Annotated in this window: 19 protein-coding genes; 8 read left to right on the top strand and 11 right to left on the bottom strand. The window is 31.6% G+C overall.

From position 1 onward, the window contains the following. Positions 1-1,393 precede the first annotated feature (1,393 nt). Both ACXAHM_RS21295 and ACXAHM_RS21290 read right to left on the bottom strand, forming a co-directional pair. Positions 1,394-1,702, bottom strand: coding sequence for a hypothetical protein (locus tag ACXAHM_RS21295; protein ID WP_474964526.1), 309 nt, complete (start codon positions 1,700-1,702; stop codon positions 1,394-1,396). A gap of 295 nt (positions 1,703-1,997) precedes the next feature. After that, positions 1,998-3,032, bottom strand: coding sequence for a tetratricopeptide repeat protein (locus ACXAHM_RS21290; RefSeq protein WP_474964521.1), 1,035 nt, complete (start codon positions 3,030-3,032; stop codon positions 1,998-2,000). 370 nt (positions 3,033-3,402) lie between these two features. On the opposite strand from ACXAHM_RS21290, the gene ACXAHM_RS21285 reads away from it, so the two are divergent. Both ACXAHM_RS21285 and ACXAHM_RS21280 read left to right on the top strand, forming a co-directional pair. After that, positions 3,403-4,227 (top strand): hypothetical protein, encoded by an 825-nt coding sequence (locus tag ACXAHM_RS21285; RefSeq protein WP_474964518.1) that lies wholly within the window; start codon positions 3,403-3,405, stop codon positions 4,225-4,227. Between the two features lie 82 nt (positions 4,228-4,309). Continuing rightward, positions 4,310-4,753 carry a hypothetical protein gene (locus ACXAHM_RS21280; protein WP_474964515.1) on the top strand — a complete coding sequence of 148 codons (444 nt, stop codon included), beginning with the start codon at positions 4,310-4,312 and terminating at the stop codon, positions 4,751-4,753. 81 nt (positions 4,754-4,834) lie between these two features. On the opposite strand, the gene ACXAHM_RS21275 is transcribed toward ACXAHM_RS21280, so the two are convergent. Further along, positions 4,835-5,668 (bottom strand): hypothetical protein, encoded by an 834-nt coding sequence (locus ACXAHM_RS21275; RefSeq protein ID WP_474964512.1) that lies wholly within the window; start codon positions 5,666-5,668, stop codon positions 4,835-4,837. Positions 5,669-6,105: 437 nt separating this feature from the next. On the opposite strand from ACXAHM_RS21275, the gene ACXAHM_RS21270 reads away from it, so the two are divergent. Continuing rightward, complete coding sequence (locus ACXAHM_RS21270) at positions 6,106-8,193, top strand: hypothetical protein (protein ID WP_474964510.1); 2,088 nt, start codon at positions 6,106-6,108, stop codon at positions 8,191-8,193. A 27-nt stretch (positions 8,194-8,220) separates the two neighbouring features. Here ACXAHM_RS21270 and ACXAHM_RS21265 read toward each other — a convergent pair whose 3' ends face one another. The 5 genes from ACXAHM_RS21265 to ACXAHM_RS21245 form a co-directional block, all read right to left on the bottom strand. Next, positions 8,221-8,661: a hypothetical protein gene (locus tag ACXAHM_RS21265; RefSeq protein WP_474964506.1), complete on the bottom strand. Its 441-nt coding sequence runs from the start codon at positions 8,659-8,661 to the stop codon at positions 8,221-8,223. A 313-nt stretch (positions 8,662-8,974) separates the two neighbouring features. Then, the gene (locus ACXAHM_RS21260) at positions 8,975-9,217 is read right to left on the bottom strand and encodes a hypothetical protein (protein ID WP_474964503.1); all 243 of its coding nucleotides are present in this window, start codon (positions 9,215-9,217) and stop codon (positions 8,975-8,977) included. 11 nt (positions 9,218-9,228) lie between these two features. Then, positions 9,229-9,573: a hypothetical protein gene (locus ACXAHM_RS21255; protein WP_474964501.1), complete on the bottom strand. Its 345-nt coding sequence runs from the start codon at positions 9,571-9,573 to the stop codon at positions 9,229-9,231. A gap of 52 nt (positions 9,574-9,625) precedes the next feature. Further along, positions 9,626-10,129 carry a GbsR/MarR family transcriptional regulator gene (locus ACXAHM_RS21250; protein ID WP_474964498.1) on the bottom strand — a complete coding sequence of 168 codons (504 nt, stop codon included), beginning with the start codon at positions 10,127-10,129 and terminating at the stop codon, positions 9,626-9,628. Between the two features lie 84 nt (positions 10,130-10,213). Further along, positions 10,214-10,657, bottom strand: coding sequence for a hypothetical protein (locus tag ACXAHM_RS21245; RefSeq protein WP_474964495.1), 444 nt, complete (start codon positions 10,655-10,657; stop codon positions 10,214-10,216). A 69-nt stretch (positions 10,658-10,726) separates the two neighbouring features. Between ACXAHM_RS21245 and ACXAHM_RS21240 the strand changes: the two genes are divergently transcribed. The 5 genes from ACXAHM_RS21240 to ACXAHM_RS21220 all read left to right on the top strand — a co-directional run bounded on the left by ACXAHM_RS21240 (position 10,727) and on the right by ACXAHM_RS21220 (position 13,979). Beyond that, positions 10,727-11,182 (top strand): hypothetical protein, encoded by a 456-nt coding sequence (locus ACXAHM_RS21240; RefSeq protein WP_474964493.1) that lies wholly within the window; start codon positions 10,727-10,729, stop codon positions 11,180-11,182. Between the two features lie 142 nt (positions 11,183-11,324). After that, a complete protein-coding gene (locus tag ACXAHM_RS21235; RefSeq protein WP_474964491.1) occupies positions 11,325-11,801 on the top strand; it encodes a hypothetical protein in 477 nt (158 codons plus the stop codon). Between the two features lie 99 nt (positions 11,802-11,900). Then, positions 11,901-12,473 carry a Crp/Fnr family transcriptional regulator gene (locus ACXAHM_RS21230; protein WP_474964488.1) on the top strand — a complete coding sequence of 191 codons (573 nt, stop codon included), beginning with the start codon at positions 11,901-11,903 and terminating at the stop codon, positions 12,471-12,473. Positions 12,474-12,548: 75 nt separating this feature from the next. Continuing rightward, a complete protein-coding gene (locus ACXAHM_RS21225) occupies positions 12,549-13,205 on the top strand; it encodes an MBL fold metallo-hydrolase (RefSeq protein WP_474964484.1) in 657 nt (218 codons plus the stop codon). A 9-nt stretch (positions 13,206-13,214) separates the two neighbouring features. Next, positions 13,215-13,979, top strand: coding sequence for an MBL fold metallo-hydrolase (locus ACXAHM_RS21220; protein WP_474964480.1), 765 nt, complete (start codon positions 13,215-13,217; stop codon positions 13,977-13,979). 46 nt (positions 13,980-14,025) lie between these two features. On the opposite strand, the gene ACXAHM_RS21215 is transcribed toward ACXAHM_RS21220, so the two are convergent. The 3 genes from ACXAHM_RS21215 to ACXAHM_RS21205 all read right to left on the bottom strand — a co-directional run bounded on the left by ACXAHM_RS21215 (position 14,026) and on the right by ACXAHM_RS21205 (position 18,684). After that, a complete protein-coding gene (locus ACXAHM_RS21215; protein WP_474964477.1) occupies positions 14,026-16,482 on the bottom strand; it encodes a glycoside hydrolase family 2 TIM barrel-domain containing protein in 2,457 nt (818 codons plus the stop codon). A 147-nt stretch (positions 16,483-16,629) separates the two neighbouring features. Then, positions 16,630-16,833 carry a hypothetical protein gene (locus tag ACXAHM_RS21210; protein WP_474964474.1) on the bottom strand — a complete coding sequence of 68 codons (204 nt, stop codon included), beginning with the start codon at positions 16,831-16,833 and terminating at the stop codon, positions 16,630-16,632. Between the two features lie 186 nt (positions 16,834-17,019). Beyond that, a complete protein-coding gene (locus ACXAHM_RS21205; protein WP_474964471.1) occupies positions 17,020-18,684 on the bottom strand; it encodes a right-handed parallel beta-helix repeat-containing protein in 1,665 nt (554 codons plus the stop codon). Position 18,685: the final 1 nt, after the last annotated feature.

The following is an 18,685-nucleotide window of genomic DNA, read 5'->3' as shown; positions in this document are numbered from 1 at the left end:
GCGTTTTTAATTATTCATTATTCACTTTTCATTATTTGCTTGTGGTTTGGAGACACGATAAATCGTGCCTCTACAAGGGGGTACTTTCAATTTTCAATCTACGTTTTTTGAAAGGAGAACCAACCTCAAGACCATGAATTTATGCATGGGAATACGTGTATTAGCGTTTTTAATTATTCATTATTCACTTTTCATTATTTGCTTGTGGTTTGGAGACACGATAAATCGTGCCTCTACAAGGGGGTACTTTCAATTTTCAATCTACGTTTTTTGAAAGGAGAACCAACCTCAAGACCATGAATTTATGCATGGGAATACGTGTATTAGCGTTTTTAATTATTCATTATTCACTTTTCATTATTTGCTTAAGGTTTGGAGACACGATAAATCGTGCCTCTACAAGGGAATACTTTCAATTTATATTCTACGCTTTTTTGGAAGGATAGCCAACCTCAAGACCATGATTTCAATCATGGGAATACGGGTTTTGGCGTTATTAATTATTCATTATTCACTTTTCATTATTTGCTTTTCATTATTTGCTTGTGGTTTGGAGACACGATAAATCGTGCCTCTACAGGGGGGTACTTTCAATTTTCAATCTACGTTTTTTGAAAGAAGAACCAACCTCAAGACCATGATTTCAATCATGGGAATACGGGTTTTGGCGTTTTTAATTATTCATTATTCACTTTTCATTATTTGCTTGTGGTTTGGAGACACGATAAATCGTGCCTCTACAAGGGGGTACTTTCAATTTTCAATCTACGTTTTTTGAAAGGAGAACCAACCTCAAGACCATGATTTCAATCATGGGAATACGTGTATTGGCATTATAATTATTCATTATTCACTTTTCATTATTTACTTGTGGTTTGGAGACACGATAAATCGTGCCTCTACAAGGAGGTACTTTCAATTTTCAATCTACGTTTTTTGAAAGGAGAACCAACCTCAAGCCCATGATTTCAATCATGGGAATACGTGTATTGGCGTTATTAATTATTCATTATTCACTTTTCATTATTTGCTTGTGGTTTGGAGACACGATAAATCGTGCCTATACAAGGAGGTACTTTCAATTTTCAATCTATGTTTTTTGAAAGGATAGCCAACCTCAAGCCCATGATTTCAATCATGGGAATACGTGTATTGGTGTTATTAATTATTCATTATTCACTTTTCATTATTTGCTTGTGGTTTGGAGACACGATAAATCGTGCCTCTACAAGGGAATGCTTTCAATTTTCAATCTACGTTTTTTGAAAGGAGAACCAACCTCAAGCCCATGATTTCAATCATGGGAATACGTGTATTAGCGTTATTAATTATTCATTATTCACTTTTCATTAAAAAAGGCTTTTGATGATCAACCAAAAGCCTTTTCTTATTTCTAAAACTGTTGTATTAAAATTATTAAACCAAAAATGGCAAATACAGGTCCGAAGTATTGCATTTTGATCCAAAATAAGGTGTGATTGGGCTTATAAACCACAGTTTGACCCGTTTCAGGGTTAATGATTTTTTCACCTTCTTGATTATTCCATTTTCTTCCCATAAACCAGCTAAAAACAGCTGCTATAAAAAAACTAAGAATAAAACAGTAGTCACTGTATTCTGCTGGGAATAACTTTGCAGATGCAATAAAACATAATACTAATACAACGAGTGAATAAATTCCTCTTCCTGACCAAACGACCATGATCTTTTTAAAATAATAAAATAATGCCTACTTCTTTTATAGTCTTATTTCAGCATATTTAGACTTGCTATTTATTTACAAATCTTGCTTTACAATAGATAAATACTCTTTCAGAATAGATTCAAATTATTTTTTAATTAGTCTCACAACTTTGTAGTCAGATGTAGTTTATTTTGAAGAGTTTGCTCAAGTTTTGTTAGTTAATAACTTAATTAAATATAATAGTTAAAATTAATTTATTGAAAAAAAATCACCTATCATTTTCATCATAGGTGATCTTTTGTCGAGAGTTGACTTATTCTACATTTTCATTAGGACCTTCCAACCACTTAGAAAAAGCATTTAATTTTTCTTCATTTTCTTGTAACCATTTTAAAGATTGATCATTTTCTTTGATTGTAATATACTTACAAAATGTCTCCATATGATTACTTTCTGAAAGACTGAAGAAAAATGTAATATAGTCTCCCCAGTAAAGACCGCTTTTATCATTTTTTGCTTTTAGTTCACCTAAAATTTTAAAAAATGATGTAGTATTTTCTTGAAATAGTACTTCTTCTGATTTATCCTTATTTTCATCCATTTGATTTGTAACAGCAATCATCGATAGGGATAATGCAGCTGCAGCAAATTCATCATCACTATCTGGTAATGCTAGATTAATATTAAAGTTGTTTGGCTTATTAGGGTCTTTAGTAGCTTCTCCAACTAAGTTCCTTTTGATTAATTGATTGCCTTCTATTGTTCTATTAGATGTTGGTTCCAAAAACAAGAAATAATAAGCTCCTAATAAAGCTTGTACTTTTTTTCCTTTGGCTTCTTGTGCTTTTGCTAATAAAAGATGGCTGCTAGCATGCGAAAAATTTAATCCTAATGAGCCATACATATTGATAATAGCATTGTCATAATCTCCAATTTTGAAATAGTTCAAACCTAGATTATAAAATAAGAGGTAGTGTCCTTTTGTCTCTTTAATCGCTTTATTAAAAACTTCAATCGAATCGTCTACTTTCCCAAGCATGTCTAATGCAGAACCTAACGTAACATAGGCCCCTATTATATTATCACCATCCGATAAGGCAATAGACTTCTTAGCATATTTTACTGCACTCTTATATTTTTCTTGAGCATTAAGTGTCATTGCCATTTCAGCATAAATTAATGAAGACTTTGGTTCTTCTTTTAATGCTTTTTTATAAAGATTTAGAGCTTCATCATAATTACCGTTGTCATGAGCTTCTATTCCTAGTTGAATAAGATCTTGTGCTGTTTGTGCAAAGGTTTGGAATGATACAACCAAAAAAGTAAGTAATAACAAATAATGTTTCATATAATAGTTTGTTTTAATTAGAATAATAAGCTATGCAATTTAATTTGTAATTAAAAATATCTTTCAAAAAGTAATCATAAAAGCTCTTAATAAAGAGTATTTTTCTAGGGTAGAGAGTACGAAGAATAGGATATATAAGAAAAAAGACAGCCATTTGTTTGTACTGGTTATAAAAATAAATGGAGCAGAAGGTTGATGTTTAAATACTATAGTTATGTTGTGTCTGGTGTTGAAAGAGTAGATAATGGATTTCAAAACATCATTTTTTTATTTCACATTATATTTAAAAATCAGGTCTCTATTAAATCCTTTTTTTAATAAAATAAGCTGTATCTTTATGTTACAAAACCAGTCAACTTAACTTACATAAATGAAAACTATCCGATCTATTACTACGTTTTTTGTACTTATAATTGCTTTTGGTTGTAGTCGAAAATTAAATTACAGTCAAACATTAATACTTCCTGGCAATGATCCTAACTTTATGATTAAAGCTCATAATGATGCAGGTTATAAAGCAACAAATCGAAAAGTTGTTGTTTTTGGTATTCCTATATATGCCTATGCTGAAGTAGAAGATGAAAAACTATTACATGCAGCTAACATTATGGCACAATATCTTGATAACAATGAAGACGGAATAGTTGATAACGCCATTGTACATACTACTCTTTTAGAAAATAATGCTTCTCTTTTTATGTGGAAAAAAACTTCACAAATAAGAATACATGCTCAAGATTTAGGAGCTGATGAAACTATACCGGATTGGCATTTTGATAATACAAAAAGGTTTGACGCTTCCCTTGAAGAGATTTGGCATGTAATTACACATTCTGGCTATTCGAAAGCTTATCCTGAAATATTTGGAGAAAAAGAGGGAACGGCGCTTACGGAAGCAATGGATATTGCCAGAGGTGGATATTTTAAAAAAATTCCAACACAATACCCTTCTGAAGCTTGGTATTCTTATGATGATAAAACGTGTCATTATGATTGTATGGCAACAGAGTATTTTTATTGGGCGATGACTTCTTATTTAGGAGCTCAAAAAAATCGTTTAGACCAAATTGGACATGAATGGAAGTTAAATACAAAAGAAAAAATGGAGTCTAAAGACAAAAGAATAGTTAAACTACTTTCAGATCCACAATATAAATTCCCAAAAGTATTGCCAAATGGTAAATACAAACAATAATTATTTTATTATTTGTAAACTAAAGTTAATTTTGTGATGAAAAATGCAAACTAAATTATTATTCACAAATAACTTCAAACTTATGAAAAGTCATATTTTTGCTTTTTTAAAAGTATCTTTTGTTTTTCTTTTTCTAACGTCTTGTTTTGATTTAGATGATTTAGAGCCCACGGTTGATTCTGATTATGAATTTTCAGTTATCTTAAAAACGACTTCTTCTCTTGAAAATAGTTTAGATGACTGTTTTAATGGTGCTAACTATGAAGCAAGAGTTACACTTTCTGGCCCATCTGGGTATTTACAACAAGAAACTGTCACAGTTAATAATGCTACTCAATACTTAGAAGATGAATCATTTGATTTTGATTCTTTTTCTCAAAGTGGGGACTACACAATTACTGTATACATCAATAACCAAATTGTAACTATTGATGAAAAAACAGTTACTGAATACGATATCGAAAATGATGATTATGAAGATAAGAATGTCTATATATCTGATAGTGATTTTTCTTGTCAACAGTAATATAATTATATAAACACTAAAAGGGAGTAGATACTGTATTGTGTCTACTCCCTTTTAGTTTCTTATTGTATAAGAAATAACTTAGTCAATAACGCTAATTTTGTCTTCGTCAGTGACAGGATCATCAAAACCTGTATCAACTTTTACACTTACGTTACCACCAGTTTCAGTTACTCTTTGTGTAGTGAAAGTGATGTTAGTTACTTGATCTTCATCAATTTTGAAGTCATACTCGTAGTTTTTGTAACCATCATCAGTTAACACTCTGTATTTTAAGATATGCTTTTGACCGTAGTTATAAGTATTTACGAATGCTGAAGCAACTTTAGCATTTTTACCATTTTCTTTTACTAGACCTTCGTTGATTAAATTAGAGTGTGTTCTATTGTAAGAAACAACTGTAATTTTATCTACAATGTTCATCGCATCACCATGTACTGATAAGTAAGCCCAGAATTTATTGTAGATAGGCACATTGATATTTTTTGTACCAGAGCTAACATAAACTACATCTGAACCTAATTGATAAACTTGAGTTCCTTGAGTTCCCTCATCATTGAAAACGTTAGTTGCATAGTTCATGTTATCACGAACATATACTTTTGCAGTACCTACAACGTCAGAGAAGTTGAAATAAGTACTCTTGTCAATATTTTGGATTTTGTAATATTGTACGTTACCAGCTTCGTCTTCACAAACAACTGTTACTTGTCTATTGTATAATGTACTTGGGTCAAGAACGTTTGTTCCTCTTGTATCTCTTAATTCAATAACGTTTCCTTCGTTGAACATTGAAGCATCACCGCTAATTGAGTAAGGAGTTTTGTTAATAACTTCTTGTCCGTTTTGATCAGAGCATGAGAACATCAGCATTGATAAAACTACTGATAAAGAAATGGTAACTAACTTTTTCATTGTTAATAATAAGGTTGTATGAATCGTTAAATTCGTTCGATTAATTATTGTCTATCCAAAAATTGACATATATGAACAATCCTAAAAATAGGTTTATATATTTTTCTGAATGTGTATAGACTAACGGCCTTATTATATATCAGATTTATAAAAACCTTTTTCAAACAATCAAATAAGAACAATTCACAATTTTTAAGTTACTCTTTAAACTAAAAAAAAATACAATTTTCCTTTTCATAAACACTTATAGAACTCCCTAAAAAACAACACTTTAAAAATGAAATTTTTGATGAAAAATGAACACAATCCCCCATTTGAATTAAAAGTGCTAATTTTTGAAAAAAATCATGTCATTAATTTTCATTAAAAAAATGATATTGAGATCACATTACTATAACTGTTCTGTACATTATTATAAGATGACTAATGAATAAGAAATGAAGAAATTAAATTTTATACTATTACTAAGTGGACTACTTTCAACTATTCTATTTTTAAGCTTTAATTATCAAAAAGCAGAAGAAGATTTATTCTCCTTAAAAACACTTTCTGATCAACAATATGTAAGTAATAATATTGAAGTAGAAAAAGTAAGCGAAGGTCTAAGTTTTTCTATCAAAAAAGGAGAAAAAGGGAGCATATCATTTTTAGCCGAAGATGACTATTTTGATGTGACTTCTCATTTGTATTTAAGTATTGAATTAGAAAATAAGTCTGCTAGAAAAGTTCGCTTCGAGCCTGTTTTGATTTATGACAATCCAAGAAAAAAATATTTAAAGAAAAAGAAAGGTATCAGAAATGAGCACATAGGTTTTATTGAAGTAGGTGAAAATTTAATTTTCAATTGTACTATGATCCGAGATAATGTGACGAAAGAAGATTATACTTATGCAGATGATTTTCCGGGGATGAAAGGTTTACCTGGTGGAGTGATTTTAAATTTCAGTGGTGTCGATGCTAAACATATTAAAAAAGTAAATATTGAATTTCCTTCAGAAGATTTTGATAGAAGCGTAATCGTCAAGAGAGTTTTTAAAAATGAAGCAGCTGTTCCTTCTTTATACACTAAGAATAAAGATAAATTTTTCCCTTTCATTAATGAATATGGTCAATACAAACATACGAATTGGAAAGGTAAAATTACTAATGATGGGCAATTCAAAGACGCATTAATAAAAGAAGAGAAAGACCTTGCCGCTCATAAAGGATCAGATGAATGGGATGATTTTGGAGGATTTATTTCAAGTGAAAAATATGAGGCTACCGGTCATTATAGAACTCAAAAAATCAATAATAAATGGTGGATCATCACACCTGAAGGACATTTATTTTGGTCTACTGGAATCAATGGTGCTGGGAAATTAGAAGTTCTAACTCCGACAAAAGGGAGAGAACACTTCTTTGAAAATTTACCTGCGAAAAGTGATCCTCTTTATAAAGGAAATAGCTATGCTTTCGGTAGGTCAAACATGTACAAAAAATATGGTGAAAACTCAGAATTTAAATACACAGAAGTGGCATTAAAAAGAATGCGTAGTTGGGGACTAAATACTTTAGGAGGTTGGTCTGCTTCAAATATTAATGAGTATCAGAAAGAGGTAAAACTTCCATATACTTTAATTATACACGAGACTTCTCCTTCTATTAAAGACAAATTTCCTGATGTTTACAATCCTAAATGGAAAACTAATTTAGAGGAAAAAGTCAAAAAAACAGTAGAAGGAAAAGCAAATGATCCGTACTTATTTGGCGTATTTATTAATAATGAGATTCATTGGAATCACCCGATGGCTTTTGCAGTAGCAGTTCTTTCCAAACCTAAAGGAAATCATGGTAAAAAGGCATTTGTCAATTATTTAAAAGAGGAATTAAAAACTATCAATGCTTTTAATAAGCTAGCCCAAACTGACTTTGAATCGTGGGAGGCTTTATTGAATCAAAAAGTCAATAAAAAGGAAATCAAATGGGTGAATATTAAAGAATATACAGCTGGTCATTATAGAAATATGTGTGAGGTATATTTTAAAACATCGAAGGAAGTTTTAGCAAAATATGCACCAGGTAAAATGTACATCGGTTGTCGATGGCACGGAAATCATAAAAATACGATTAACACTTCTGTCGGTGCTAAATACCTAGATATTCTCTCTTTTAATGCTTATGAAAACGAAGTTGAGTTTTATCCTCATCCTATTCAATCTATTGATAAACCTTTTATCATTTCGGAATTTAACTTTGGAGCTTTAGATACTGGAAAGTTTTTTACAGGTCTAGGTTATGCGTCAAGTCAAAGAAATCGAGGTGAAAAATATGTCAATTTTATTGAAGGGGCATTAAGAAATAATCGCTGTGTAGGTGCACATTGGTTTATGTGGGCAAATTCTACAACAGCAGGAAAAAATAATGGTGAAAATGCGAATTGTGGTGTTGTTTCAGCTACGGACCAACCATACTATGAGCTGATCAACTATATGAGAAAAGTAAATTATAATATTTATGGTTATCGACTCGAACAAGAAATGTAAATTTTAGATTCAATGGTTTAAGGCTTCTCAATAGTGTTGGGGAGCCTTTTTTTTCATCGCTGATGCTCTCTCCCATGGATCAATGTATTTATCACAAATCACAAATCCAGCCTCATCAGATTCTACACCTTGTATGCTATCATCATTTATATGGTATTTTGTATCCAATAATCCTTCGTCTTCATCTGTGAAAAGTGATAAAAGATTCTTCCGAAGGGTCCATTTTCCTTGTATATAACCTCTATTTACAGAACATCCATTGTAGCTAAATTTGAAAGTCTGGTTTTTAAAAAGAACCAAAGATTTTCCATAAGAACCAAAATCTGCACAATATTCAGCTACTTTCTCTTCTTCTTTCTTAAGGCTTGTGAAAAATAAAAGTAGGCTCATAAGGATACTTAAAATGGTCAGCAAACCGAATAAATTACAGTTATAATTTGATGGATGAATTCTATTTTTTCTAGACATACAGTATTAGTAGTTAATCAAATGATCTCAACAATATCTAAAAATCAATTCTTAATTTTTCAAAACTTGCTGCTAAAGAAATTTAAAATAGTATTACATAATTATAGCATACAGAAAGCACAAGCGTGTTAATAAATTCAACACTTGTGCTCCATTTGTCTGCTAATTTATTTTTTTAACTCATATTTTCTAAAGCAATTCTCTCAGCTGTCTTCTTTTTCCCTTTAAAGAATAAAAAGAGATTGATAAATAACATAATGCCTAAATAGATTGAAAAACCACCTACTTTATAGCTTAGTTCTTCTACAAGTTGTTAATTGGTTGATTGTGAACTCAAATTCATCTCAATGATATGTAAAGCACATCCAATATTGAGTAAATAAAAACCCGTTTCAAATAACCTATTTGTAGCTAATGCAATTTCAGTACGTCCTCTAAAAATATCCATCATAAAGGTTTTACTATTTTTGAAAAGAGATCTAGCAACAAAAATTGTGAGTGCAAATACGATCGGAATATAAATAAGGTAACCGATTAATGCTTTTGAAGTTTCCATATTTCAATGATTTAAAAGAGTTTGTGTATAAAATTTTTGATGATATAAATATTCAAATAATGTAAGGTGCCAATTGCCAATACTATGAATGCTATTTTTTGAGAGATCGTTACAATGAGTATTTCAATGCTTGAAATTGGACTCCAAGAAATGATTGTCATGGCTGCATAACCAATATTTAAAAGGTAGTACCCAATCAATAAGATTTTATTGACTTGAATTGACAATTCTTCTTTTCCTATGAGATAACTTTTGACAAAAATATTTCCGTTTTCATAGCAGCTTTTACCAACCCTTACAATAATGAATACTGCACATATAAGATAAATAGCATACCCTAAAATGTTATAATTCATAGAGTTTAATTTTGAAGTTTCAGAAATAATTGAAACTTATTGATAATTTTTTTTACTTCAAAATTTTCATAATCAATTTGCTTAACCAATTTTCTTTGTATTGTGTGATTTTGTCGACTAGGTTGTCTGATTTTAAAACAAAATCATGCAGTTTAGACGTCTGATTAATGAATTCTTTCTCTTCCACAGAATCTCCTGTTTCTATCGTTGATACTTCTCTAAGCATACGAATAGCAGGTTGTAATTCTCTTCGGCTTCTTTCTTTAGCAATCGTCACCGCTAAACGATCCAAGTCTTTCTCGGCAGTAAAAAATTCTTTACGTTCTCCAGATTTTGTTTCTTTAAAAACGATACCCCAATCCATTAAAGCACGGATATTCATCGATGCGTTTCCTCTTGAAATTTGAAGATCACTCATGATTTCTTCTATAGAAAGTGCTTCTGTAGAAATCATTAGCAATGCATGAATCTGAGCCATCGTCTTGTTGATACCCCATTGAGATCCTAATGCGCCCCATGTTTGAATGTACTTATTTTTTGCTTCTTCAAATTTCATAATTCAAATATAGAGAAAGTTTTTAAAGTTTCAGAAAAAGTTGAAAGTTTATTAAAAAAATTATTCACAATGATAAAAAGTCAGTCACACTTCCAACCTTTTTTTTCTAAAATTTTTAGTTAAATACTCTTCAATCTCATGAAGATTAGAAAACTCTAAACTTGAAACAGACATTTCATTTTGACTATAAAAACGTAAAATAAGGATTGTCGTATTCTTTGTTTTTGTACGTTCCCATTCTTTGAGATTATATTTTTGTTCTATAACATTCTTAAAAAGTTTACTTGTTAATTTGAACTGTTCTGTAGAAATTTCAAATGTTTTATTTTCATAAAGGAAGAGTATTGGTAAAGCGATGAGAAGGATCAATATCGATAAGATAAAAAGGTTACCCATCGGCTTTTCAAGAAAAGTTGTTATAAATGATTCCGCATTTTTCATGCATAAAAGTAGGCCAATCGATATTGAAAATATTGACAAAATTGAAATAGATACTTTTCTATAGTTTCCTTTAATTTCGGTTTTCATAGAAGTTCAGTTAAATTGTAGCTTAGTACTATTATAAGACTATATAGTCGAAATGAATTCAATATTAATATGAAACAACTAATCAAACAACTCTCTCAATTAGAAAAAGCTTTACCTCAATTTGAAAATAAAGATGAAAAAATTTCTCAAGTAAATGTTGGATGGCATTTAGAACATTCCTTATTAGTCATTAATAGTGTGGTAAAAGCACTTCGAAAATCTGAACCATCTAAGTTTAAAAAGAAATTCAACCTTTCTCGATTAATCGTCTTCACTTTGGGTTTTATTCCAAGAGGTAAAGGAAAAGCACCAGAAATTGTTTCTCCTACTACTTATGATTTACCTTCTTTAGAAAAACAATTACACAAATCGAAAGCCTATGTAGAAGCTTTAAAAGATGTAGAAAATGACCGCTATTTTAGACATGCTATTTTTGGACATTTAAGAAAAGAGGATGCCATTCGTTTCCTTGAAATTCATACCAATCATCACCTCAAAGTTATACAAGACATTATCGATCGTTAGTACTTTAAAGTAGTATTATTTTGTTCTTAAAGTATTTATTTTCAAGGATTTTCTTAATGATTTTTGAAAACAACCTTCTATCTGCTACATTCCTTTACTAATTTTTTAGTACTGTAATTGGAAGTCTTTTCAACACTTTGTAATGAAAATAAATACCTTAAAAATTCTTGTGTGCTGCTTTATTTCTTTTTTTTATTTTCAAAATAGCTATGGACAAACAAAGGCAATAGGATTTATTCGAATTGAAATGATCATAAAAGAACTACCTCATTATGGAAATGATTCTTTACAGATTAATCAATTGAATGATGAATATAATACCCTTTTTGATGAAAAAATAAAAAGGTTGAAACAGGAGATTAATGGCGTTGTTGATGAAGATAAATTACAGATATATCAACTTGAAATCGAAAACTTACAATTAAAAGAAAAGGTAGAAATCAATAAAATTGAGATGAAGGCTGAAGAAGAAATGGATCTCTATTTACGACAGAAGATAAAGGAATTCTGTATCCAAAATCAGGTTTCTTTTATTTTAGCTAAAAAAGAATTTTTATACTGCGAAAATTGCACAGACTATACTGATGCCTTTTTAGCCTATCTAAAAGATAATAAATAGTCTTCTTTTATTTTGCTGTGTTATATTTACATTCAAAATTCTTTCGTCTAACTTTGAGGTTACTAATCGAACACAACTGTATTAATAGTCAATACCTTTATGGCAAAGTCTGAACAATTTTATAAGTTTTTTGAAACAGAATACCCTTTAAATAAGGAAGGTTTAAAGGAATTAATTGATGCTTTTAAAGTTGAAAAGGTAAAAAAAGGACAGTTAATTTTAAAAAGTAATCAGCAAGAAAATCATCTTCGCTTTCTTAATAGCGGGTTTGTTAGAGAATATTACGTCAGCCCTGATAAGGAAATTAATACGATGTTTTATACTTCACCACAGTTTATAACTGATTTTTCTGCTTTCAAGCATGACTTGCCAACTAAAAAAAACCAAGAGGCACTTTCTGCAATTGAATTACTAGTTATTGAAAAATCAGTTTTCAGAACTTTGTTAGAGAAGTATTCTTGTGGCAAAGATTTCATTAATCTAACCTTCCAAAAAATCCTTCAAGGTAAAGAACAGTTTGAATATAATCGCATTACAAAAACACCTGAAGAACTCTATAAAGAACTTTTGATCTATAAACCTGACTGGCTTCAGAATGTTCCCCAATACCATATTGCCTCCTATTTGGGTATTACTCCAGAAACATTAAGCAGAATTCGTAAGCGTCTATAATTTCTTGATTCAAATCAATGACTTTTGTTTGGACAAACGATATATTTGTATTGTTCAAAAAAACAAAAGTCAATTATGAAATTATATCCAATTAGAAAATTACAACTAGATGGAGATATTCCAATGAACTGTTATGTATTAGACAGAGATGGGAAATGCTTTATCATTGATCCTGGTTATCAAAAAGAATTAATCCAAAAATATATAGAAGAAGCGGGCTTAGAAGTGATGGGTATCCTTCTTACACATGCTCACATTGATCATATTGAAGCGCTTGATGTATTTGATGTACCTGTTTTTGTTCATGAAAAAGAACTTGAGATTTTGATGGATGATAACTTGAATGGATTTGGTTATTTTGGTAAAAAAAGGGATTATGATATAACGACTTTAGATATAAGAACAATTACTGAAGAAACAACGTTGTCGATTGGTGGAGAAGAAATCGCTGTCATTTTCACTCCTGGCCATACAAAAGGAGGTGTTTGTTATAAAATTGGTAACGATATATACGTTGGAGATACTTTGTTTGAAGGATCAGTTGGTAGATGGGATCGCCCTACGGCTAATCTAGAAGAATTGAAGGAATCTGTCATTCGATTGATTGAAGAACAACCTGAACATATGCTGATACATCCTGGTCATGGTAGAAGTAGCACAATAGGAATAGAAAAAGTCATTAATCCATTTTATCATGAATGGAAAAACGAAATATTAAGTAATACATTATAAAGTTAAACTATGAAAATCCATCATTTCCGAAACGCAACAATGGTCATTGAAACCAATGATCAAGTACTATTGGTAGACCCAATGTTAGGGGCAAAAGGCACAATGCCTCCCTTTTCATTTTTTCGTTTTAAGGCAAGAAAAAACCCAATTGTAGGCTTACCCAATAATACTAAGGATATTTTAGATAAAGTTACACATTGTTTAATTACACACTTGCACCCTGATCATCTTGACAAGGATGCGGAGCAATTTTTAAAAGAAAGAAATCTCCCTGTTACCTGTAGTACACTTGATGCTAAGGAACTTAAGAAAAGAGGTTTAAATGTCACGCAAGAAGTTGATTATTGGAAAAGAGATACTTTTCTAGGGGGGAAAATAGAAGGTATTCCTGCACAACACGGTTATGGTTTTGTGGCTAAACCAGCCGGAAATGTAATGGGTTATTATATTGAATTACCCGATGAACCTTCTCTATACATCAGTTCAGATACCGTATACACAGATGCAGTAGATAAAGTACTTAAAGAATATAAACCTGAAATAAGTGTTGTTGCTGCTGGATCTGCTCAATTTGACATCTTCAAACCGTTGTTGATGCATATTGATGATATTGTAAAATTCACAGCAAATGCTCCAGGAAAAGTATTGGCTAATCATATGGAAGCCGTCAATCACTGTCCTACAACACGCAGTAAGCTAAAGGAAATTTTGTCCGGTAAAGGTTTGCTTGACAAAACAGCGATTCCTGAAGATGGTGAAATTGTCACTTACTAATTGAATAAAAAAGGCTAGAAACTATAAAATTTCTAGCCTTTACGTATTATTCTAAACCTAATAATATTGCTTTTTCGTTTTTCACTTCAATGGAAATACTCGCAGGCTTTAAACCTTTTCCTTTCACTTCCAAGACTCCTTTCCCTTCAATATCTTGCGATTGTACCGTCACAACTAATTTTCCATTAAATGCTTTCATATGTTGATCATGGAAAACGGCAGTAGAAGTGGCATCTCCATTACAGACTACTTTATAATCAATTTTACCTTTTACTAAAAAGGATAAATCTGTATCTGCAGTTGGGCATAGATTTCCATTTTTATCTACAATAGAAACTGTTACATAGCTCAAATCTTCCCCACTAGCAGATAAAACTTTTCGATCTGCTTCTAATACCATATGATGAGGTTTACCCGCAGTTTGGATTGATTTCTCTGCTTTTACATTCCCTTCATCGTCATAGGCAACCACGCGAACAGTTCCTGGTTCGTACTTGACATCCATCCATCTTAGTCTATATCGATCCAATCTGGAATTGACATCTTTCGTACGTTTACCTTGACTTTTTCCGTTTATAAATAATTCTGCGGTATTGTAATTTGTGTAAACCAATACAGGTGTGACTTCTCCTTCTCTACCTTTCCAATTCCAATGCGGCAAAATATGTAATGTCTCTTCGTCTTTTTTCCATCTACTTTTATAAAGGTAATATCTGTCTTTTGGAATACCCGCTAAGTCACAAATACCAAAATAAGAACTTCTTGAAGGCCATTCTTCATTGTAAGGTGTTGGTTCTCCTAGATAATCAAATCCTGTCCATACAAATTCACCAATTACCCAAGGTTTATCATCTTGTAGTTGAAAATCATCATCAGGAATATTTGACCAAAGACATACTTCATAGTCATAAGAAGAACACTGTAAATCATTGTATTTCTTCTTGAAAAACTCTTCTACAGGAAATTTATAGACACCTCTTGAACTCACTGTAGACGCTGTTTCAGAACCTAAAAGGAATCCTTGGGGGAATTTTTTATACGCCTCTTCGTATAAATGAAGTTTATAATTCAATCCTGGAATATCCAAGACAGCCCCAAAACCATTTTCCATAGATTTTTTCACATTGTTCATCCCCACTGTTACGGGTCTAGTTGGATCTTCTTTATGGAAAATTTGCTGTAACCATAATGCTCTTTTTACACCAGGACTATCTCTTTGATCTGGAACTTCATTCCCTGAACTCCACATGATAATTGAAGGATGATTTTTTAATCTTCTCACTAAATTTTCCACATCCATTTGTGCCCAATCATCAAAAAATCGGTGATATCCGTTGGCCACTTTTTTACGGTGCCATTCATCAAAACTTTCAGCAATGACCATTAAACCCAATTCATCACAAAGTGCTATTTGTTCTTCTGAAGGCATATTATGAGCTGTTCGAATAGCATCGGCACCCATTTCTTTCATCATGACCAATTGTCTTTTTAAAGCCGCTTCGTTAATTGCAGCACCTAAAGGGCCGAGATCATGATGGAGACAAACGCCTTTAAACTTTCTTGATTGCCCATTTAATTGGAAACCTTTTTCTTTTGTATAACTAATTGATCGAATACCGAAATTTTCCTCTTTTTGATCGACAATTTTACCTTCTTTATAGGCCGTCATTTTGGCTTTATATAAATAGGGAGATTCGGGACTCCACATTGAAGGATTTTCTATTTTTAAGACTGTTTCAAAAGCACTTTCAAAATTTTGTCGCTGTTCTGCCGTTTTCACAAGTTCTCCTTTTCCATTAAAAACTTCGAATAAGACTTTATCTACATTTCCTTCTGTCTTTGTATTTACAACTACTTTAGCCTCTTTTTCATTGACAATTGGCGTTGTAATTGTTGATCCCCATTGTTGAAAAGCTGCTTTATTTTTAGTGATGACTTTTACATTTCTATATAAACCTGCACCAGGATACCATCTTGAAGCTTGTGGTTCATTGTGCAATCGAACGGCTAGAGTATTATTGCCATCTTTTTTTAGGTATGAGGTGATATCAAAGTAAAAATAAGCATAGCCATAAGGGTGTTCCCCTACTTTTTGTCCATTAATATACACTTGTGCTTCACTCATCGCTCCATCAAATTGCAATAAGACTTGCTTCCCTTCAAAATTGTTGACCGTTAGATTTCTTCTATACCAACCTGTCCCAACATGTGGCAGTGCACCAGTTCTTCCTGACTTTATTGTTTCTTTCTTTTCACCGTCTTGAACGATGGCTACTTTTTGTAAATCATTATGCTCCAAGAAAGGCCCTTTGATCGCCCAATCATGAGGAATTGTGACGTTTTCCCACCCTTCATCATTAAAATTTTCTTGATGAAAATCGTTGCCGTCGCTTTTAATAAATTTCCAGTTTTCTTTTAGAGATACAGTAGTTCGATAAGCATTATTTTGTCCCCAGCTGAATACAGACAGTAAACATAATGTAAGTAGTAAAAAAGTCTTCATTTCTATACCTATTTATTCATTTTATGATATTATAAAACTAGGCCGAAGAAGACAAAAAGAGCGTATCAAATCGTCCAAATCTATGCATTGACGAATTTGTGCCAAAAGTTACTAAAGTTGTGCTATAAATTAAGCATCAAAATTAGGCTAATTGAATGTAATCAAATAAACGTATTCCAAAATTGTAATAAATGAGCAAATGTACAATGAAGCCATAAGCGATTGAAAAGCATATTTTTGATATACTTTTTCATCTTTCTTTGCATTGACAGATTTAAAGATCAGTGCGATCATCAATACAATACCTAATCCTAGGATTAGCATTTTAGGGTAGAAAAGAATGAGTTCCATTTGCTTTATTAGTCCAACTCATTACAGAGTTGTATGTATTTTAAGAATGATAAAATTAGGTGTTCTTTTAAACGTTATTGGCAAATGTATTTGTTCAAAGGATGATTGACAAACTTTCTGTAAAAAAAGCCCACATATTAATATTTAATTAATAGTGAGCTTCTTATATCGTTAAAATTTTAAGGATTATTTCGCTTTCTTCACTTTCTGTTTGAATTGAATAGCGCCCATATCTGGTTTCCCATTGATGGGGTTTCCTAAAATATCTTTCTCGACTTTCAAACCTGTAACTAATCCTTTTTTATCTTCAGGAATAAAGTTAATTGCAATACCTTTTCCTTCTACTAATTTTTGATTTGTAGGAATAAAGTCTTTCAATTCTTTTCCATTTTTATTGACAAATTGAGGATCTCCATAAATAGGAGCTTCATCTTGAATCAGAGAAGTAGAAGGCCAATTTCCTTGTTTAAGGAATAAGTTATTTTTAAAAATAATGTTTTCTACTAAAGATTCACCTTCAACTTCAGGCTTGTATTGATCTCCTAATACTTGCTTCGAATTTCCCTCAATGTAAAAGATATTATTCGCAATTAATGCCCCTTTTGAAGCTCTATCTACAGCAAATTTAGCTTGTTGATCACTCTTGACATAGATCGTATTATTATAGAAGTAGCTATTAAATGGCCCTTTTCTTTTACGGTCTTTACCATTGAATCCACTCAACCAGAAGATTTTACCTTCCTGTGAAGCAACACCTTTTTTCTTTACTCTGTGTCCATCATTGATACTTACATTATATCGGTAAGCACAGTTGTAGTTATTCCCTAAAATCTCACAGAATCCACCTGCATTGTTTTCACTGATATTGTATTGAACAATAACATTTGAGCAATTAAAATCAATATGACATCCAGCGGAATCAGCGGGTCCATTTGCATTTCTGAATTCATTATGTTCGATCAAAACCGTATCACATCCCCAAGTCCAAAGGCCACTACCACGACCCCATTTTCTTGAGTCCTCATTGTTTCCTGAATAATTCACTTTATTATAGGCAACATGTCCCTCCAAAATACCACTCATTTGCATTCCTGGGCCACCTGTTTTGAAGACATTACAGTTATAAATTTTCAGATTCTTGATATTTTTCCCTTTACCATTCACCTTGATTCCGGTATGTGCTACGTTCGAAACATCACAATTTTCGATTGTCAAATTATTGATACCACCATCTTTATTTTTGCTTAATACACGAATTCCCCAGCCGTAACCTTGTGTTCCATTTGGTGTAAAAACTTCTTTTTTACCTCTTACATGTCCTTCTTTCATCAAGTAAACATCGGCAACTTTTAAATTTTTGAACTCAATGTTATTGTATTTACCATCATCGGTGGCCACGTATAAAAGGCCGCAACGCATATTTTTCTTTTTATCTTTTGAGGCTTTAAAAAATCCACCGTCAGCCATCAAAGAAAGGTTATTGACTTTTATAAAGCTGGAATTTTCAATAAACACGGCATTTCTGAATCCCTTTCCATCAATTTTAGGTAAAGTTTCAGAGCTATTATTCTTTGGATTGTAATTCGTAATCTCAATCCATTTTTTTTGATTCCCAGATCTACTTTGAATAATTAATGAGCCGGGATACGTATTACCATTTGCAAATAGAATTCTATCACCTGCTGACAATGTGATTTTATTTACTCGGCTAAGGGATTTAAAAGCTGATTCTTCTGACTTCCCATTATTCTTATCATTTCCATTCGTTGCATCTACATAAAAATCTGTTGCCCATACATTAATGGACGTTAGTAAGCATGTAAGTACAACAATAAGTTTATTCCATTTCATC

This window comes from Flammeovirga sp. AWQ4_249 (genome assembly GCF_056161045.1).
This window is presented reverse-complemented; position numbering and strand designations above follow the sequence as displayed.

What these genes read in the sequence shown, in the direction of transcription:
- ACXAHM_RS21295 (WP_474964526.1), bottom strand. Translation starts at nt 1,702, where the DNA reads ATGGTCGTTTGGTCAGGAAGAGGAATTTATTCACTCGTTGTATTAGTA.
- ACXAHM_RS21290 (WP_474964521.1), bottom strand. Translation starts at nt 3,032, where the DNA reads ATGAAACATTATTTGTTATTACTTACTTTTTTGGTTGTATCATTCCAA.
- ACXAHM_RS21285 (WP_474964518.1), top strand. Translation starts at nt 3,403, where the DNA reads ATGAAAACTATCCGATCTATTACTACGTTTTTTGTACTTATAATTGCT.
- ACXAHM_RS21280 (WP_474964515.1), top strand. Translation starts at nt 4,310, where the DNA reads ATGAAAAGTCATATTTTTGCTTTTTTAAAAGTATCTTTTGTTTTTCTT.
- ACXAHM_RS21275 (WP_474964512.1), bottom strand. Translation starts at nt 5,668, where the DNA reads ATGAAAAAGTTAGTTACCATTTCTTTATCAGTAGTTTTATCAATGCTG.
- ACXAHM_RS21270 (WP_474964510.1), top strand. Translation starts at nt 6,106, where the DNA reads ATGAAGAAATTAAATTTTATACTATTACTAAGTGGACTACTTTCAACT.
- ACXAHM_RS21265 (WP_474964506.1), bottom strand. Translation starts at nt 8,661, where the DNA reads ATGTCTAGAAAAAATAGAATTCATCCATCAAATTATAACTGTAATTTA.
- ACXAHM_RS21260 (WP_474964503.1), bottom strand. Translation starts at nt 9,217, where the DNA reads ATGGAAACTTCAAAAGCATTAATCGGTTACCTTATTTATATTCCGATC.
- ACXAHM_RS21255 (WP_474964501.1), bottom strand. Translation starts at nt 9,573, where the DNA reads ATGAATTATAACATTTTAGGGTATGCTATTTATCTTATATGTGCAGTA.
- ACXAHM_RS21250 (WP_474964498.1), bottom strand. Translation starts at nt 10,129, where the DNA reads ATGAAATTTGAAGAAGCAAAAAATAAGTACATTCAAACATGGGGCGCA.
- ACXAHM_RS21245 (WP_474964495.1), bottom strand. Translation starts at nt 10,657, where the DNA reads ATGAAAACCGAAATTAAAGGAAACTATAGAAAAGTATCTATTTCAATT.
- ACXAHM_RS21240 (WP_474964493.1), top strand. Translation starts at nt 10,727, where the DNA reads ATGAAACAACTAATCAAACAACTCTCTCAATTAGAAAAAGCTTTACCT.
- ACXAHM_RS21235 (WP_474964491.1), top strand. Translation starts at nt 11,325, where the DNA reads ATGAAAATAAATACCTTAAAAATTCTTGTGTGCTGCTTTATTTCTTTT.
- ACXAHM_RS21230 (WP_474964488.1), top strand. Translation starts at nt 11,901, where the DNA reads ATGGCAAAGTCTGAACAATTTTATAAGTTTTTTGAAACAGAATACCCT.
- ACXAHM_RS21225 (WP_474964484.1), top strand. Translation starts at nt 12,549, where the DNA reads ATGAAATTATATCCAATTAGAAAATTACAACTAGATGGAGATATTCCA.
- ACXAHM_RS21220 (WP_474964480.1), top strand. Translation starts at nt 13,215, where the DNA reads ATGAAAATCCATCATTTCCGAAACGCAACAATGGTCATTGAAACCAAT.
- ACXAHM_RS21215 (WP_474964477.1), bottom strand. Translation starts at nt 16,482, where the DNA reads ATGAAGACTTTTTTACTACTTACATTATGTTTACTGTCTGTATTCAGC.
- ACXAHM_RS21210 (WP_474964474.1), bottom strand. Translation starts at nt 16,833, where the DNA reads ATGGAACTCATTCTTTTCTACCCTAAAATGCTAATCCTAGGATTAGGT.
- ACXAHM_RS21205 (WP_474964471.1), bottom strand. Translation starts at nt 18,684, where the DNA reads ATGAAATGGAATAAACTTATTGTTGTACTTACATGCTTACTAACGTCC.